Here is a 17,070-nt window from a genome sequence, read left to right on the forward strand (position 1 = left end):
ACGGATCGTCCGCAATCGCCCATGCCCGCCTTGCCTTCCGATCATCTTGCCCTCGTCCTGCTGGTCTTCGTCCTTGGCCTCAAGCATGGTTTCGATGCCGACCACCTCGCCACCATCGACGGGCTGACGCGCTTCAATGCCCGCGCCAACCCGGGATGGGCGCGTTATTGCGGGACCTTGTTTTCTCTCGGCCATGGCGCCGTGGTGGTGGCCATTGCGCTGGTAGTGAGTCGGCTGTCCGGGGCGTGGTCGGCGCCGGCGTGGCTGGAGCTGTCGGGGGCGTGGATCTCCATCGCTTTCCTGCTCATCCTCGGCGTGCTCAATTTGCGTGCGGTCTTCGCCGCCGAAGCGCACGAAATGGTGCATCCGGTGGGCCTTAAAGGGCGCTGGCTGGGGCGTCTCGGGCAGGTGGCCCATCCGGGCGGAGTGGCGCTGGTGGGCGCGCTGTTCGCGTTGTCCTTCGATACGGTGAGCCAGGCGGCGCTGTTCGCGATGGCTGGCGTGCAGGCCGGCGGCTGGTTGCCGGCGGCCGGCCTGGGCCTGGTCTTCATGCTCGGCATGCTGATCGCCGATGGCGTCAATGGCTGGTGGATCGCCCGCCTGATCGCCCGCGCCGATGGCACGGCGAGGGTCGCGTCGCGGGTGATGGCACTGGCGGTGGCGGGCATGAGCCTGCTTGTGGCGGCCTATGGGCTGGCACGGATGGTGTCGCCCGAGCTGGAGGCCTGGGGCGAGGGCAGGGAGCTGGCGCTGGGCGGCCTGGTGGTCGCGGTGGTCTTCGCCAGCTTCGTGCTGGGCCTGTGGCTGGCCCGCGGGCAGGTCGTGGCGTCCCGGACGGTGGCCTGAAGGGCACCGTGGCTGTGGGACAGGTCCACCGATGGCGGACAATTCGGTAGCATCCGTCCCTTCGCCCTTGATCGATCTTAAGGCCGCCCGGCGGCCGGAGCGGCAGATTACGCACTGCCGCCGGATGCCGATCATGCAGGGCCGGCTGTACCGATTGACTACGATGAGTACCTCTTGAAGACCGAAACATCCTCCGCCATCGCCATCCTCGCCCGAGCTGCCGGGCCGGGCTTTCCGAGCGTCCTTGCGCGCCTTACGTCGTGCTGACGGATCGCGGTGTGCTGGCTGCGCTGGCGGCGTCGCTGGCGCTGCACTGTGCGGCGTTGGGGCTTGGCGGGTTGGCGCCGACCGATGTCACGACGCCTCCGCGGGTGCTTGAGGCGCGTCTGGTGCAGGAGGAGGCGCTTCCGGAGAAACCGAAGGTTTCTCCACATCAGGCGTCATTGCCGCGGCAGTCCAGGCCTGAGGTTGCCAGGTCCGAGCCGCCCAGGCCGGAGGTCCGTCATTCGCCGGCACCCGCGCCGGTGCCGGTGGTATCGGCACCGCCCAGGTTGGTGAGCGAGGCGCCGGCCGAGCGGCCCGCCGCGCCGGTGATCAGTGGGGCATCCACCGCGTCGCCGGTGGCGGCCGTCCAGGGGGGGGCGCCGACGCCCAGTACGAGCAGTGCCGGGGCGGCGGGGAGCATGGGGGCCGTGTCGGCGCCGACGTATTCACCGCCGGGCTTCGGTGCCGGCTACCTGCACAATCCGAAGCCCGCCTATCCGATGATGGCCCGGCGCCGTGGCCTGGAAGGCATTGTCCGTCTCGATGTGCGGGTGTCCGTTGATGGCATCCCGACGGCGGTCAGGGTGCGCGAGAGTTCCGGGCATGAAAGCCTCGACGAGGCGGCGACGACGGCCGTGTGGCACTGGAAGTTCGTGCCGGCCAAGCGTGGCGGTGAGCCGATCGAGGATACCGTGGTGGTGCCGGTGCGCTTCCGTCTCGGTGATGACGCAGGTTGAGTGGAGATTGATATGGCTTTGCATCTGTGGCTGGGTTTCTTCCTGACGACGCTGGTGGTGGCCCTGTCCCCGGGGCCGGGGGCCGTGCTGAGCATGAGCGTCGGGGTCCGCCTGGGTTATCGCCACGCGTTGAAGGCAATCCTTGGTTTGCAGACGGCGCTGCTGCTTCAGCTGGCGCTGGTGGGGCTCGGCCTGGGGGCGGTGCTGGCGGCGTCCGAACTGGCCTTCCTTGTCATAAAGTTGACCGGCGCGGCTTACCTGGTGTGGCTGGGGATTCAGCGCTGGCGCGAGCCCCTCGCCATCGGCGAGGCGGGGACGGATGTGAATCGCGGGTTCTACCGCCAGGGTATCCTGGTCAATCTCGGCAATCCGAAGGCGATTGTCTTCATCGCTGCGTTGGTGCCGCAATTCATCGATCCGCAGGCGCCGCAGCTGCCCCAGTTTGCAGTGATCGCGCTGACCATGTGCAGTCTCGATACGGCGGTGATGTCATGTTACGCGTTGCTGGCGAGCCGTTTCCGCGGCGTGCTGGCCAGCCCGCGGCGGGGACTGCTCGCCAACCGGGTCTTCGGTAGCATCTTCGTTGCCGCTGGCGCCCTGCTGGCGGGCACTTCCCGCCAGTAATCTACGCTTCAGTTGCGGGCGGCGAATTCGGCGAGCAGGCGATCCAGGCCGATTTCGTCGACGCCGAATTCTTCCTCCACCGGTTCCGCCCAGTCGGTCCAGTCTGGTGATGGCCCGTCGCGCAAGCGGCGGCCGACAGCCAGCATCAGCGTGATCCGGCGTGGGGTGTCTGCCAGTCGTGCGGTCAGGTGCGGATCGTGGTGGCAGCGGATCGCCTCGCAGACCACGTCTGGCAGCTTCCAGTTCCGCGCGACGAGGAATCCCGCAGCGGCGTGGTCGCAGCCCGTCAAGGCATCCACTGCGCGGGTGGCGGCTTCCAGCGCCGGTCCGCTGTGGCGTAGCAGATGAGCGTGTTCGGGCGCCCGGCGCAGTAGCACGGCGACGCCGGAGTCCTGCATCAGGGCGGTAAGGTAGGTGGTATCCGCCCAGGCCCGGTGTTCCGTGCCACGGCAGAAGAGATAACTGAAATCCGCGGCACAGGCGCTCGCTTGCCACAGGGCTTCAATGGCCATCGCATCCAGACCTGCGCAGTGGCCGCGCATGGTGGTGCTGGCGGCGGTGGCGAGGGTGCGTGTCCGGCCCAGCATGGTGATCGCCTCTAGGGCCGAGCGGGGGGCGTTGCGTGGCCGAAATACGGGCGAGTTGGCCACGCGCATCAGGGCGCCGGTAAGCGCGGGATCCTGAATCACCGCGGCCGCGAGCTCACGGGGCCCCGCGTCTTCGTCTGCTGCTGCAGCTTGCAGGCGCAGAAAACCCGCGCCGGGGTTCGGCAGAACGACGCCGCTGGCGAGAACGGCAGTAACGAGTGCATCCTGATCATTCATGGCGGGTGCGCTTTCTTCCTGTTGGACGCCCCATTTCACTACAACAGGGGGCATTCCACAAAAAACGCAAATAGTGTTTGACAGCCATTTTATGCCTGCCTATAATGCGCGTCTCGTTTGGAGGGGTTCCCGAGCGGTCAAAGGGATCAGACTGTAAATCTGACGGCACTGCCTTCGAAGGTTCGAATCCTTCCCCCTCCACCAACAGTCTTGCTGTTAGCTCCGCCCGCGGGTTGCGGTGTTGTGAGTGGTGAATGTGAGTCGTACGTTGTAAAGCGGGTGTAGCTCAATGGTAGAGCAGAAGCCTTCCAAGCTTATGACGAGGGTTCGATTCCCTTCACCCGCTCCAGGTTGAGTGTGAGAGGCCCATGTAGCTCAGTGGCAGAGCACTCCCTTGGTAAGGGAGAGGTCGGCAGTTCAATCCTGCCCATGGGCACCACGGTTTGGTGCGGCAGCTCAGGGTGAGTACCCGGTTTTCTGATTTTTTTGCGGAGTTGATGACATGGCAAAGGAAAAGTTCGAGCGGAAAAAGCCGCACGTGAACGTTGGTACGATTGGTCACGTTGACCATGGCAAGACCACGCTGACTGCTGCGATCACGACCGTTCTGTCGCGCAAGTTCGGTGGCGAGGCGAAGGCCTACGACCAGATCGATGCGGCGCCGGAAGAAAAGGCTCGTGGTATCACCATCAACACCGCGCACGTTGAATACGAAACCGAGACCCGTCACTATGCTCACGTTGACTGTCCGGGTCACGCTGACTACGTGAAGAACATGATTACCGGCGCTGCCCAGATGGACGGCGCGATCCTGGTGTGTTCCGCTGCTGACGGCCCGATGCCGCAGACTCGTGAGCACATCCTGCTGGCCCGTCAGGTTGGTGTGCCCTTCATCATCGTCTACCTGAACAAGTGCGACATGGTTGACGACGAAGAGCTGCTCGAGCTGGTTGAAATGGAAGTGCGCGAGCTGCTGTCCAAGTACGACTTCCCGGGCGACGACGTGCCTATCGTCAAGGGTTCCGCCCTGAAGGCGCTGGAAGGCGATCAGTCCGACATCGGCGAGCCCTCCATCTTCCGTCTGGCTGATGCTCTGGATTCCTACATCCCGACCCCGGAACGTGCCATCGATCTGCCGTTCCTGCTGCCGATCGAAGACGTGTTCTCCATCTCTGGTCGTGGCACCGTGGTGACCGGTCGTGTCGAGCGCGGCATCGTCAAGGTTGGTGAAGAAATCGAGATCGTTGGTATCAAGCCGACCGTCAAGACCACCTGCACCGGCGTGGAAATGTTCCGCAAGCTGCTGGATCAGGGTCAGGCTGGTGACAACGTTGGCGTGCTGCTGCGCGGCACCAAGCGTGAAGATGTCGAGCGCGGCCAAGTGCTGTGCAAGCCGGGTTCCATCAAGCCGCACACCCACTTCACCGGTGAAGTGTATGTGCTGTCGAAGGAAGAGGGCGGCCGTCACACCCCGTTCTTCAACAACTACCGTCCGCAGTTCTACTTCCGTACCACGGACGTGACCGGTTCCATTTCTCTGCCGGAAGGCACCGAGATGGTCATGCCGGGTGATAACATCTCCATGACCGTCAAGCTGATCGCTCCGATCGCCATGGAAGAGGGTTTGCGTTTCGCCATCCGTGAAGGCGGTCGTACCGTCGGCGCCGGTGTGGTTGCCAAGGTTATCGAGTAAGACTCGATAGTTGTACTCGAAGGGCCCTGCTCCCCGCGGGGTTCTTCGTAGTCTCTGCTGCAGGGGTATAGCTCAACTGGCAGAGCGTCGGTCTCCAAAACCGAAGGTTGGGGGTTCGATTCCCTCTGCCCCTGCCATAGTTAATTCGGACGCAAGTTTCAATGGCCGACAAAATCAAGTTCGCGCTGGCACTGGTTCTACTGGTAGCCGGCGTTGTGGGCTTCTATCTGCTCTCCGAGCAGGCGATGGTTCTGCGCGTCCTTTCGGTGCTCGCGGGTATTGCGCTTTGCGCTGCTGTGGCTTGGAAGACCGAGCCTGGGCAGCGTTTTGCCGTTTTTGCCAACGAAACGGTGGCGGAAACCAAGAAGGTTGCCTGGCCCTCCCGCAAGGAGACGTTCCAGACTACAGGGATCGTTTTCGCTTTTGTGGTGATCATGGCGGTTTTTTTGTGGGTGACCGACAAAACCCTCGAGTGGACCCTTTATGACCTGATCCTGGGTTGGAAAAAATCATGAGCAAGCGTTGGTACGTAGTACACGCCTATTCCGGCTTTGAGAAGTCGGTGCAGCGGGCGCTCGTCGAGCGTATTGCTCGCGCAGGCATGCAGGATTTCTTTGGTCAGATTCTCGTTCCCGTCGAAGAGGTCGTGGAAATGCGGAATGGCCAGAAGAGCATCTCCGAACGCAAGTTCTTTCCCGGCTACGTGCTGGTTGAAATGGAGATGAATGACGACAGCTGGCACCTGATCAAGTCGACGCCGAAAGTCACTGGTTTTGTCGGTGGCACGGCCAACAAGCCGACCCCGATTTCCGAAAAGGAAGTCGAGAAGATCATGCAGCAGATGCGTGATGGCGTCGACAAGCCGCGTCCGAAGGTGCTGTTCGAGGTGGGTGAAATGGTCCGTGTGAAGGAAGGCCCGTTCACCGATTTCAATGGCTCCGTCGAAGAAGTCAATTACGAAAAGAGCAAGATCCGCGTGTCGGTGACCATCTTTGGTCGCGCAACGCCGGTCGAACTGGACTTCAGTCAGGTCGAAAAGACCTGACTCCGCTAGGGCGCTGCGGCGCCCTGTTTTGAGCCCGCAAGGGCAGAGGAGCGCGGATTTCCCGCGCGTTAGTACTCAATAAGGAGTTGCCGAATGGCAAAGAAAATTATTGGCTACATCAAGCTGCAGGTTCCTGCAGGCAAAGCCAACCCCAGCCCCCCGATCGGTCCCGCTCTCGGTCAGCGCGGCCTCAATATCATGGAGTTCTGTAAGGCCTTCAACGCCCAGACCCAAGGTATTGAGCCGGGCCTGCCGATCCCTGTCGTGATTACCGCGTTCGCGGACAAGAGCTTCACCTTCGTGATGAAGTCTCCCCCGGCCACGATCCTGATCAAGAAGGCCGCCGGTATCCAGAAGGGCTCTCCGAAGCCCCATACCGACAAGGTCGGCAAGATCACCAAGGCCCAGTGTGAAGAGATCGCCAAGGTCAAGGTCAAGGATCTTACCGCTGCTGACGTCGAAGCCGCTATCCGTACCATCGCTGGCTCTGCTCGCAGCATGGGCATCACCGTGGAGGGCCTCTAACATGGCAAAGTTGTCCAAGCGCGTTCTGGCCCTGCGTGCCAAGGTTGATCGTAACAAGACCTACCCGCTGACCGAAGCCCTGACCCTGGTCAAGGAAAACGCAACTGCCAAGTTCGACGAGTCCGTCGATATCGCTGTGAACCTCGGCGTTGATGCCAAGAAGTCCGACCAACTGGTTCGTGGCTCCGTGGTGCTGCCCGCCGGCACCGGCAAGACCGTCCGTGTCGCCGTGTTTGCCCAAGGCGACAAGGCTGAAGCCGCCCGTGCGGCTGGCGCAGATGTGGTTGGTTTCGACGATCTCGCCGAACAGGTGAAGGGCGGTACCATCGACTTCGATCTGTGCATCGCCACGCCGGACGCCATGCGTGTCGTCGGCGCCCTCGGCCAGATCCTCGGTCCCCGTGGCCTGATGCCGAACCCGAAGGTCGGCACCGTGACCATGGACGTGACCACCGCCGTCAAGAACGCCAAGGCCGGTCAGGTTCAATACCGTACCGACAAGGCCGGTCTGATCCACGCCACCGTGGGCCGTGCTTCTTTCTCCGTGGAAGCGCTGCAACAGAACGTGAACGCCCTGATCGACGCGCTGGTCAAGGCCAAGCCCGCCGCTTCCAAGGGTGTGTATCTCCGCAAGGTTGCCGTGTCGTCCACCATGGGCGCCGGAGTCCGCGTGGAACCCGCTACTGCCGCCGCGCAGCAGCAATAAGAACTTTGGGACGGCTGGTCACCGCAAGGTAGCCGGCCGGATCGTCAAAGACCGCAGGTGCAGTCCGGCTCCGGCAAGACAGCTTAATCACCGAAAACCTGCGTAGACGGTGCCCCAGACAGGATTTTCCGCTTTTCGTGCCAACGAAAGGTAAAGCTCCTGATCCAGGTCGCCGTAGGTGCGATGAAGTTTTCATCGCGTGTTGACTTGATAGGAGGAAAGACCTTGAGTCTGAATCTCGACGACAAGAAGGCCGTAGTGGCCGAGGTGTCGGCACAAGTAGCGAACGCCCAGACCATCGTCGTGGCTGAGTACGCAGGTATCGAGGTGGGCAATCTCACCGTCCTGCGCGCCAAAGCCCGTGATGCCGGCGTTTACCTGCGCGTGCTGAAGAACACCCTGGCCCGTCGTGCCGTGGCTGATACGTCCTTCGCAGCGCTGGCCGATCAAATGACCGGCCCGCTGATCTACAGCATCTCCGCTGATCCCGTGGCTGCCGCCAAGGTTCTCGCCGATTTCGCGAAGACCAACGACAAGCTGGTGCTGAAGGCTGGCTCCTATGCCGGCAACGTGCTCGACAAGGCCGGTGTTCAAGCCCTGGCTGCGATCCCGAGCCGCGAAGAACTGCTCGCCAAGCTGCTGGGCGTCATGCAGGCCCCGGTGTCCGGCTTTGCCGGTCTGCTGGCCGCGCTCGCCAAGAAGCGTGAAGAAGAAGCCGCGGCCTGATCGATCGATCCCCGGCAAAACGTACGAAATTAGATCTGGAGTATTTTGAGATGGCAATCACCAAAGAAGACATCCTCGAAGCCGTTGGCGCGCTGACCGTTATGGAACTGAACGACCTGGTCAAGGCGTTCGAAGAGAAGTTCGGCGTGTCCGCCGCTGCCATGGCTGTCGCCGCTCCTGGCGCCGCCGGCGCTGCTGCTGTTGTTGAAGAGCAGACCGAATTCACCGTCGTGCTGCAAGCCGCCGGCGACAAGAAGGTTGAAGTGATTAAGGTTGTCCGTGCCGTTACCGGCCTGGGCCTGAAGGAAGCCAAGGACCTCGTCGATGGCGCTCCGAAGCCCGTTAAGGAAGGCATCGCCAAGGCTGACGCTGAAGCTCTGAAGAAGCAGCTGGAAGACGCTGGCGCGAAGGTCGAAATCAAGTAATTTTGATTTCCCGCGAGGGGCTGATGCCATTTTGGCATCGGCCCTTTTGCGCTTTCTATTTTCTGTTTTACCCGTCCAGGCCAGACGACAAAAAAGAGCGTTCGACGCAGATTAAAGCGCGACCTGCGTTGAATCAAGTGTCCGAAATGCTGTCTTTTGTCTTCTGACGTCCGACTTCTCAGACCCGGAGCATCTATGGCGTACTCCTACACCGAGAAAAAGCGCATTCGTAAAAGCTTCGCCAAGCGCGCAGCCGTAAAGAATGTGCCTTATCTGCTGGCCACTCAGCTCGAATCCTACGCGTCCTTCCTGCAAGCAGAAACTCTGCCGGCAGCACGGGCAAATCAGGGTCTTCAAGCTGCCTTCAACTCCATTTTTCCGATTACCAGTCACAGCGGCAACGCTCGGCTGGAATTCGTGCAATTCAATCTCGGTGAGCCTGCCTTCGATGTGAAGGAATGTCAGCAACGCGGCCTTACGTATGCATCGCCGCTGCGGGCACGGGTCCGTCTGGTCATTCTGGACAAGGAAGCGGCCAAGGAAACCATCAAGGAAGTCAAGGAGCAGGAAGTGTACATGGGCGAAATTCCGCTCATGACCAACAACGGCTCCTTCGTCGTAAACGGTACCGAGCGGGTCATCGTGTCCCAGTTGCACCGTTCGCCGGGCGTCTTCTTCGAGCACGACCGCGGCAAGACCCACTCGTCGGGCAAGCTGCTGTTCTCCGCCCGCATCATTCCCTACCGCGGTTCCTGGCTCGACTTCGAGTTCGATCCGAAGGATTACCTGTACTTCCGCGTGGACCGTCGCCGCAAGATGCCGGTGACCATCCTGCTGAAGGCGATCGGCATGACGCCGGAAGAAATCCTGGCCACTTTCCACGATTTCGAGAAGTTTTCCCTGCTGGAAGATGGTGCCCAATTTGGGCTGGTGCCGGATCGCCTGCGGGGCGAAATGGCCAAGTTCGACGTTGTGGACGCGTCCGGCAAGGTCATCGTGACCAAGGATAAGCGGATCACGGCCAAGCACATCCGTGAACTGGCCAACGCCGGCATTGACATGGTGACGGTGCAGGATGATTTCCTGCTAGGTCGCGTGCTGGCGACCAATATCGTCAGCCCGGATGGCGAACTCGTTGCGCGTGCCAACGAAGAAATCACCGAAGATGTCCTCGACAAGCTGCGGGACGCCGGAGTCACTGATTTCAACACGCTGTATCTGAACGACCTGGACCGCGGTTCGCACATTTCCCAGACCCTGCGCACCGACGAAACTGCCGACCAGTGGGCTGCCCGCGTGGCGATCTACCGCATGATGCGTCCGGGCGAACCGCCCACGGAAGATGCCGTCGAGGCGCTGTTCCAAGGCCTGTTCTACTTGCCCGAGCGCTACGATCTGTCGGTCGTCGGCCGCATGAAGTTCAATCGCCGCGCTTATCCGGAGAAGCTGGACGACAAGGCTCCGGAATGGCAGAAGCGTCTATACGAAACCGTCGGTCCGAAGGACGGCGAAGGTCCAGGCACCTTGTCCAACGAAGACATCCTGGCCGTCGTCGGCGTGCTGGTCGAACTTCGTAACGGCCGTGGCGAAATCGATGATATCGACCACCTTGGCAACCGTCGCGTGCGTTCCGTCGGCGAACTGGCCGAGAACCAGTTCCGTGCCGGTCTGGTACGTGTCGAGCGTGCGGTTAAGGAGCGTCTGGGCCAGGCCGAGAGCGACAACCTGATGCCTCACGACCTGATCAACGCCAAGCCGATCAGCGCCGCCATCAAGGAATTTTTCGGTTCCAGCCAGCTGTCCCAGTTCATGGACCAGACCAACCCGCTGGCCGAGATTACCCACAAGCGTCGTGTATCGGCCCTTGGCCCGGGCGGTCTGACCCGCGAGCGTGCCGGCTTCGAAGTGCGAGACGTTCACCCGACCCACTACGGCCGTGTGTGTCCTATCGAAACGCCGGAAGGTCCGAACATCGGTCTGATCAACTCGCTGGCTCTGTTCGCCCGCACTAACCAGTACGGCTTCCTCGAGACCCCGTACCGCAAGGTGGTGGACAGCAAGATCACCGACCAGATCGACTACCTGTCGGCTATTGAGGAAGGCCAATACGTGATCGCCCAGGCGAACGCGGAAATCGATGCTGAAGGCACGTTGATCGACGAATTGGTGTCCTGCCGTATCCGCGGCGAATCGATGTTGGTGACCGCCGACCAGATCCAGTACATGGACGTGGCGCCGGGCCAAATCGTGTCCGTGGCGGCCTCGCTGATCCCGTTCCTTGAGCACGATGATGCGAACCGTGCACTGATGGGCGCCAACATGCAACGCCAGGCCGTGCCTTGCCTGCGTCCGGAGAAGCCTTTCGTCGGTACCGGTATCGAGCGCACCGTGGCGGTGGACTCGGGTACTGCCGAGCAGGCCCGTCGCGGCGGCATCGTCGACTACGTCGATGCCAACCGCGTCGTGATTCGGGTGAATGACGATGAAACCGTTGCCGGTGAAGTCGGCGTCGACATCTACAACCTCATCAAGTACACCCGTTCCAACCAGAACACCAACATCAACCAGCGTCCGGTGGTGAAGGTTGGCGACATGGTTGCGCGCGGCGACGTGATCGCCGACGGTGCTTCCACCGACATGGGCGAACTGGCGCTCGGCCAGAACATGTTGATCGCTTACATGACATGGAACGGCTACAACTTCGAAGATTCGATCCTGATCTCCGAACGTGTGGTTGCCGACGACCGCTTCACCTCGATCCACATCGAGGAGCTGACCGTCGTCGCCCGTGACACCAAGCTTGGACCTGAGGAAATCACCCGCGACATCGCGTCTCTCGGCGAAGCCCAGCTGTCCCGTCTGGATGAGTCCGGCATTGTTTACATCGGTGCCGAGGTCGAAGCCGGCGACGTACTGGTCGGCAAGGTCACTCCCAAGGGCGAGACCCAGCTGACGCCGGAAGAGAAGCTGCTGCGCGCAATCTTCGGCGAGAAGGCTTCCGACGTGAAGGACACCTCGCTGCGCGTGCCATCCGGCATGAACGGCGTGGTCATCGACGTGCAGGTGTTCACCCGTGAAGGCATTGAGCGCGACAAGCGTGCCCAGTCGATCATCGACGACATGCTGCGTGGTTTCAAGACTGATCTGGCCGACCAGATGCGTATCGTGGAGCGTGACGCTTTCGAACGTATCGAGCGGATGATCATCGGCCAGCCCGCTAACGGCGGTCCGAAGCGTCTCGCCAAGGGTGCTGTGATCACCAAGGAATACCTGGACGGCGTCGAGCATTACACTTGGTTCGACATCCGCATGGCCGACGAAGCCATTGCGGCCCAGATGGAGGCCGTGCGCGAAGCCCTCGAGAAGACCCGCAAGGATTTTGATCTTGCCTTCGAAGCCAAGAAGAAGAAGCTCACTCAGGGCGACGAACTGCCGCCGGGCGTGCAGAAGATGGTCAAGGTCTACCTTGCCGTGAAGCGCCGTCTGCAACCTGGCGACAAGATGGCCGGCCGTCACGGTAACAAGGGTGTGGTCTCCAAGATCGTCCCGGTCGAAGACATGCCCTACATGGAAGACGGTACGCCGATGGACATCGTACTGAACCCGCTGGGCGTTCCGTCGCGGATGAACATCGGTCAGGTGCTGGAAACCCATCTGGGGTGGGCTGCTAAGGGCCTCGGCAACAAGATCGACAGCATGCTGCGCGCGAAGGCTACTGCCGCCGAGGTTCGCGGTTTCCTGGAAGAGATCTATAACGATAGTGGCAAGCCGGAAGAGATCAGCGATTTCACCGAAGTCGAGGTGTTTGAACTGGCGCACAACCTGCGCAAGGGCGTGCCGTTCGCGACGCCGGTCTTCGACGGTGCCGAAGAGGACGAGATCCAGGGCATGCTCGAATTGGCAGGCCTGCCGTCCAGCGGCCAGGTGACCCTGTTCGACGGCCGCACCGGCGAGCCCTTCGAGCGTCAGGTGACCGTCGGCTACAAGCACATGCTGAAGCTGCACCACTTGGTTGATGACAAGATGCACGCCCGTTCCACCGGCCCGTACTCCTTGGTTACCCAGCAGCCGCTGGGTGGCAAGGCTCAGTTCGGTGGCCAGCGTTTCGGCGAAATGGAAGTGTGGGCACTGGAAGCCTACGGTGCAGCCTACACGCTGCAGGAAATGCTGACCGTCAAGTCGGATGACGTGACCGGCCGGACCAAGGTGTACGAAAACATCGTCAAGGGCGAGCACAAGATCGATGCCGGCATGCCGGAATCCTTCAACGTGCTGGTCAAGGAAATTCGCTCTCTGGCCATCGATATCGATCTGGACCGCTACTGAGCGGCCCATGACGACGATGCGTGCTCACCCTGGATGGAGTGATTGATGAAAAGTTTGCTCGCTGATCTGTTCAAGCAAAGCCTGCCGAACGAGGAAGAGTTCGATGCCATTACCATCAGCCTGGCGTCTCCCGAGACGATCCGGTCCTGGTCGTATGGCGAAGTGAAGAAGCCCGAGACCATCAACTACCGGACTTTCAAGCCGGAACGTGACGGTCTCTTCTGTGCCAAGATCTTTGGCCCGGTGAAGGACTACGAGTGCCTGTGCGGCAAGTACAAGCGCCTCAAGCACCGCGGTGTGATCTGCGAGAAGTGCGGCGTCGAAGTGACGCTGTCGAAGGTCCGCCGTGAGCGCATGGCGCACATCGAGCTGGCCTCGGTAGTTGCCCACATCTGGTTCCTGAAGAGCCTGCCGAGTCGTCTCGGCATGGTGCTGGACATGACCTTGCGCGACATCGAGCGCGTGCTGTACTTCGAAGCCTATGTGGTCACCGATCCCGGCATGACCCCGTTGAACCGCGCCCAGATCCTGTCGGAAGACGACTATCTGGCCAAGGTCGAGGAATACGGCGACGACTTCATCGCGCTGATGGGTGCGGAAGGTATCCGCGAGATGCTGCGCAGCCTTGATCTGCCCCACGAGATCGAGAAGCTTCGCTCCGAGCTGGAAACCACGGGTTCCGAAGCCAAGATCAAGAAGATTTCCAAGCGCCTGAAGGTGCTGGAGGCCTTCCAGCAGTCCGGCATCAAGCCGGACTGGATGATCCTCGAAGTGCTGCCCGTGCTGCCACCGGACTTGCGTCCGCTGGTGCCGCTGGATGGCGGCCGCTTCGCGACATCCGACCTGAACGACCTCTACCGTCGCGTCATCAACCGGAACAACCGTCTGAAGCGTCTGCTCGAGCTGAAGGCGCCGGAAATCATCGTCCGCAACGAAAAGCGGATGCTGCAGGAGTCCGTCGACTCTCTGCTCGACAATGGTCGTCGCGGCAAGGCAATGACCGGCGCCAACAAGCGTCCGCTCAAGTCTCTGGCTGACATGATCAAGGGTAAGGGCGGTCGCTTCCGTCAGAACCTGCTGGGTAAGCGGGTCGACTACTCCGGTCGTTCGGTGATCACCGTAGGGCCGCAGCTCAAGCTGCACCAGTGCGGCCTGCCCAAGTTGATGGCCCTCGAGCTGTTCAAGCCCTTCATCTTCAACAAGCTCGAGCTGATGGGGCTTGCGACCACTATCAAGCAGGCCAAGAAGATGGTGGAAGGCCAGGAGCCGGTGGTGTGGGACATCCTCGAAGAGGTGATCCGCGAGCATCCGGTCATGCTGAACCGTGCGCCGACGCTGCACCGTCTGGGTATCCAGGCTTTCGAGCCGACCCTGATCGAAGGCAAGGCACTGCAATTGCATCCGCTGGTTTGCGTAGCCTTCAACGCCGACTTCGACGGTGACCAGATGGCCGTTCACGTGCCGCTGTCGCTGGAAGCGCAGATGGAAGCCCGCACGCTGATGCTGGCCTCCAACAACGTGCTGTCTCCTGCCAACGGCGAGCCGATCATCGTGCCGTCCCAGGATATCGTGCTGGGTCTGTACTACGCGACGCGTGTCGGCGTGAATGCCAAGGGTGAAGGCATGGCCTTTGCCGACGTGGGTGAAGTCAAGCGCGCCTATGAATCCGGCCAGGTGTCCCTGCACGCCAAGGTCATCGTCCGTCTGAAGGAATGGGACCTCGGTCCCGAAGGCGAGACGATCGAGAAGATCACCCGCCACGAGACCACCGTCGGCCGTGCGATCCTGTCGGAAATCCTGCCGGCCGGCCTTCCCTTCAGCGTGCTGCAGAAGCCGATGAAGAAGAAGGAGATCTCCAAGCTGATCAACGCTTCCTTCCGTCGCTGTGGCCTGAAGGCCACGGTGGTCTTCGCCGACAAGCTGATGCAGGCCGGTTTCGGTCTGGCAACGCGCGCCGGCATCTCGATCGCCGTGAAGGACATGCTGGTGCCTGAACTCAAGCACCCGCTGATCCAGGCCGCCGAACAGGAAGTCAAGGAAATCGCCCAGCAGTACACCTCCGGTCTGGTGACCGACGGTGAGCGCTATAACAAAGTGGTGGATATCTGGGGTCGTGCCGGTGACCAGGTTGCCAAGGCGATGATGGACCAGCTCGGCCAGGAAGATGTCGTCGATCGCAACGGCAAGACGGTCAAGCAGGAGTCCTTCAACTCCATCTACATGATGGCCGACTCCGGCGCACGGGGTTCCGCTGCGCAGATCCGTCAGCTGGCCGGTATGCGGGGTCTGATGGCGAAGCCGGACGGCTCCATTATCGAAACGCCTATTACGACCAACTTCCGCGAAGGTCTGAACGTTCTGCAGTACTTCATTTCGACCCACGGTGCCCGTAAGGGTCTGGCGGATACGGCGCTGAAGACCGCGAACTCCGGTTACCTTACCCGTCGTCTGGTGGACGTGACGCAGGATCTGGTTGTCATCGAGGATGACTGCGGCACCAAGAGCGGCTTCCTGATGAAGGCGCTGATCGAAGGTGGTGAGGTTGTCGAACCGCTGCGCGACCGTATCCTCGGCCGCGTCACAACCGACGATCTGGTCAACCCGGACAGCCAGGAAACCGTCATCGAAGCCGGCACCATGCTGGACGAAGATGCCGTCGAGCTCATCGAGAGCGTCGGTATCGACGAAGTCCGCGTGCGCACCCCGCTGTCCTGCGAGACCCGCTACGGTCTTTGCGCGAAGTGCTATGGCCGAGATCTGGGCCGTGGTTCCTTGGTGAATGCCGGTGAGGCGGTCGGCGTGATCGCCGCCCAGTCGATCGGTGAGCCGGGTACCCAGCTGACGATGCGTACCTTCCACGTGGGTGGTGCTGCATCCCGGGCTGCGGCGGCAAGCTCCGTCGAAGCCAAGTCCGCTGGTGTGATCCGCTTTACGCAGAACATGCGTTACGTGGCCAACGCCAAGGGCGAGAAGATCGTCATCTCCCGTTCGGCTGAAGTCGTCGTCACCGACGAAATGGGCCGGGAGCGCGAACGCCACAAGATCCCGTACGGTGCGACGCTGTCCGTCGATGAAGGTATGGCGATCAAGGCTGGTACGCAGTTGGCTACGTGGGATCCGCACACCCGTCCGATCATCACCGAGTACGCCGGTTTCGTTAAGTTCGAGAACGTGGAAGAGGGCGTCACCGTAGCCAAGCAGATCGACGAGGTGACCGGCTTGTCCACGCTGGTGGTCATCGACGCCAAGCGTCGCGGTGCGAGCTCGGCCAAGGGCGTGCGTCCGCAGGTCAAGCTGCTGACCGAGACCGGCGAGGAAGTGCGGATCGCCGGGACGGAGCATGCCGTGTCGATCACCTTCCAGGTTGGTTCGCTGATCACCGTGAAGGACGGTCAGGAAGTGTCCGTGGGTGACGTGCTGGCACGTATCCCGCAGGAATCCGCGAAGACCCGCGATATTACCGGTGGTCTTCCGCGTGTGGCAGAACTCTTCGAGGCTCGCGCCCCGAAGGATGCCGGCGTTCTGGCCGAGGTAACGGGTACTGTTTCCTTCGGCAAGGACACCAAGGGCAAGCAGCGTCTCGTGATCACCGAACCGGATGGCGCGGTTCACGAGTTCCTGATCCCGAAGGACAAGCACGTCATGGTTCACGATGGTCAAGTTGTGAACAAGGGCGAGCTGATCGTCGACGGTCCGGCGGACCCGCACGACATCCTGCGTCTGCAGGGCGTCGAGGCTCTGGCCCGCTACATCATCGACGAAGTGCAGGACGTGTATCGACTGCAGGGCGTGAAAATCAACGACAAGCACATCGAGGTGATCGTTCGCCAGATGCTGCGTCGCGTGGTGATCACCGATCCGGGCGATACCGGCTTCATCCGCGAAGAGCAGGTCGAGCGTGCGGAAGTTCTGGACGAAAACGACAAGGTCGTCGCCGAAGGCAAATTGCCGGCCAGCTACAGCTACCTGTTGCTGGGTATCACGAAGGCATCCCTGTCTACGGACTCGTTCATTTCCGCCGCATCCTTCCAGGAAACGACCCGCGTGCTGACCGAGGCCGCAATTCTCGGTAAGCGTGACGAGCTTCGTGGCCTCAAGGAAAACGTCATTGTTGGTCGCCTCATCCCGGCAGGTACTGGTCTGGCCTATCACCGGAATCGTAAAGCCCAGACGCTGGGCGAAGATCTTGGTGAAGGGCATGCCTGGGAGCCGCGGGTCGAGGCCTCGGAAGCCGAAAATGCCCCGCATGCTGGTTGACGAAAACTTGACGAAGGCGATATACTCCGGCCTCTTTTTGCGGACTGGCCAATCGTAGTCAGTCGCAGCCGG

General features: G+C 61.4%; 13 protein-coding genes and 4 tRNA genes. 16 read left to right on the forward strand and 1 reads right to left on the reverse strand.

The features are described 5' to 3' along the window. Nucleotides 1-21 precede the first annotated feature (21 nt). The 3 genes from AC1PPK_RS09015 (at nt 22) to rhtB (ending at nt 2,471) form a co-directional block, all read left to right on the forward strand. On the forward strand, nt 22-846 hold the full coding sequence (locus AC1PPK_RS09015; protein ID WP_481117502.1) for a HoxN/HupN/NixA family nickel/cobalt transporter: 825 nt from the start codon (nt 22-24) through the stop codon (nt 844-846). Nucleotides 847-1,106: 260 nt separating this feature from the next. Beyond that, nucleotides 1,107-1,847: an energy transducer TonB gene (locus AC1PPK_RS09020; protein WP_481117503.1), complete on the forward strand. Its 741-nt coding sequence runs from the start codon at nt 1,107-1,109 to the stop codon at nt 1,845-1,847. Nucleotides 1,848-1,859: 12 nt separating this feature from the next. Further along, nucleotides 1,860-2,471: a homoserine/homoserine lactone efflux protein gene (gene rhtB / locus AC1PPK_RS09025; RefSeq protein WP_481117504.1), complete on the forward strand. Its 612-nt coding sequence runs from the start codon at nt 1,860-1,862 to the stop codon at nt 2,469-2,471. 8 nt (nt 2,472-2,479) lie between these two features. On the opposite strand, the gene AC1PPK_RS09030 is transcribed toward rhtB, so the two are convergent. Further along, nucleotides 2,480-3,295: an HDOD domain-containing protein gene (locus AC1PPK_RS09030; protein ID WP_481117505.1), complete on the reverse strand. Its 816-nt coding sequence runs from the start codon at nt 3,293-3,295 to the stop codon at nt 2,480-2,482. Between the two features lie 119 nt (nt 3,296-3,414). Between AC1PPK_RS09030 and AC1PPK_RS09035 the strand changes: the two genes are divergently transcribed. From AC1PPK_RS09035 to rpoC, 13 genes are all read left to right on the forward strand, one after another. Then, nucleotides 3,415-3,499, forward strand: a tRNA-Tyr gene (locus AC1PPK_RS09035). 71 nt (nt 3,500-3,570) lie between these two features. Further along, nucleotides 3,571-3,644: transfer RNA gene (locus AC1PPK_RS09040), tRNA-Gly, on the forward strand. A 15-nt stretch (nt 3,645-3,659) separates the two neighbouring features. Continuing rightward, nucleotides 3,660-3,734: transfer RNA gene (locus AC1PPK_RS09045), tRNA-Thr, on the forward strand. Between the two features lie 63 nt (nt 3,735-3,797). Next, nucleotides 3,798-4,988 (forward strand): elongation factor Tu, encoded by a 1,191-nt coding sequence (gene tuf / locus AC1PPK_RS09050; RefSeq protein WP_481117506.1) that lies wholly within the window; start codon nt 3,798-3,800, stop codon nt 4,986-4,988. Nucleotides 4,989-5,049: 61 nt separating this feature from the next. Further along, nucleotides 5,050-5,125, forward strand: a tRNA-Trp gene (locus AC1PPK_RS09055). Nucleotides 5,126-5,149: 24 nt separating this feature from the next. Then, entirely contained in the window at nt 5,150-5,503 is a 354-nt protein-coding gene (gene secE / locus AC1PPK_RS09060; RefSeq protein WP_481117507.1) for a preprotein translocase subunit SecE, read from the forward strand. Continuing rightward, nucleotides 5,500-6,033 (forward strand): transcription termination/antitermination protein NusG, encoded by a 534-nt coding sequence (gene nusG / locus AC1PPK_RS09065; protein WP_481117508.1) that lies wholly within the window; start codon nt 5,500-5,502, stop codon nt 6,031-6,033. Before secE ends, nusG begins: the two co-directional genes overlap by 4 nt. Nucleotides 6,034-6,126: 93 nt before the next feature. After that, nucleotides 6,127-6,558, forward strand: coding sequence for a 50S ribosomal protein L11 (gene rplK, locus AC1PPK_RS09070; protein WP_481117509.1), 432 nt, complete (start codon nt 6,127-6,129; stop codon nt 6,556-6,558). A 1-nt stretch (nt 6,559) separates the two neighbouring features. After that, the gene (rplA, locus tag AC1PPK_RS09075) at nt 6,560-7,264 is read left to right on the forward strand and encodes a 50S ribosomal protein L1 (protein WP_481117510.1); all 705 of its coding nucleotides are present in this window, start codon (nt 6,560-6,562) and stop codon (nt 7,262-7,264) included. Nucleotides 7,265-7,489: 225 nt separating this feature from the next. After that, nucleotides 7,490-7,990 (forward strand): 50S ribosomal protein L10, encoded by a 501-nt coding sequence (gene rplJ / locus AC1PPK_RS09080; protein ID WP_481117511.1) that lies wholly within the window; start codon nt 7,490-7,492, stop codon nt 7,988-7,990. A gap of 50 nt (nt 7,991-8,040) precedes the next feature. Then, nucleotides 8,041-8,415 (forward strand): 50S ribosomal protein L7/L12, encoded by a 375-nt coding sequence (gene rplL / locus AC1PPK_RS09085; protein ID WP_481117512.1) that lies wholly within the window; start codon nt 8,041-8,043, stop codon nt 8,413-8,415. A 195-nt stretch (nt 8,416-8,610) separates the two neighbouring features. Beyond that, nucleotides 8,611-12,741: a DNA-directed RNA polymerase subunit beta gene (gene rpoB / locus AC1PPK_RS09090; RefSeq protein WP_481117513.1), complete on the forward strand. Its 4,131-nt coding sequence runs from the start codon at nt 8,611-8,613 to the stop codon at nt 12,739-12,741. Nucleotides 12,742-12,786: 45 nt separating this feature from the next. Continuing rightward, on the forward strand, nt 12,787-16,998 hold the full coding sequence (rpoC, locus tag AC1PPK_RS09095) for a DNA-directed RNA polymerase subunit beta' (protein ID WP_481117514.1): 4,212 nt from the start codon (nt 12,787-12,789) through the stop codon (nt 16,996-16,998). Nucleotides 16,999-17,070: the final 72 nt, after the last annotated feature.

This window comes from Zoogloea sp. JDB1 (genome assembly GCF_056724025.1).

Bases quoted from the DNA above. Each gene is read 5' to 3' on its own strand.
- AC1PPK_RS09015 (WP_481117502.1), top strand. From the start codon at position 22: ATGCCCGCCTTGCCTTCCGATCATCTTGCCCTCGTCCTGCTGGTCTTC.
- rhtB (WP_481117504.1), top strand. From the start codon at position 1,860: ATGGCTTTGCATCTGTGGCTGGGTTTCTTCCTGACGACGCTGGTGGTG.
- AC1PPK_RS09030 (WP_481117505.1), bottom strand. From the start codon at position 3,295: ATGAATGATCAGGATGCACTCGTTACTGCCGTTCTCGCCAGCGGCGTC.
- tuf (WP_481117506.1), top strand. From the start codon at position 3,798: ATGGCAAAGGAAAAGTTCGAGCGGAAAAAGCCGCACGTGAACGTTGGT.
- secE (WP_481117507.1), top strand. From the start codon at position 5,150: ATGGCCGACAAAATCAAGTTCGCGCTGGCACTGGTTCTACTGGTAGCC.
- nusG (WP_481117508.1), top strand. From the start codon at position 5,500: ATGAGCAAGCGTTGGTACGTAGTACACGCCTATTCCGGCTTTGAGAAG.
- rplK (WP_481117509.1), top strand. From the start codon at position 6,127: ATGGCAAAGAAAATTATTGGCTACATCAAGCTGCAGGTTCCTGCAGGC.
- rplA (WP_481117510.1), top strand. From the start codon at position 6,560: ATGGCAAAGTTGTCCAAGCGCGTTCTGGCCCTGCGTGCCAAGGTTGAT.
- rplL (WP_481117512.1), top strand. From the start codon at position 8,041: ATGGCAATCACCAAAGAAGACATCCTCGAAGCCGTTGGCGCGCTGACC.
- rpoB (WP_481117513.1), top strand. From the start codon at position 8,611: ATGGCGTACTCCTACACCGAGAAAAAGCGCATTCGTAAAAGCTTCGCC.
- rpoC (WP_481117514.1), top strand. From the start codon at position 12,787: ATGAAAAGTTTGCTCGCTGATCTGTTCAAGCAAAGCCTGCCGAACGAG.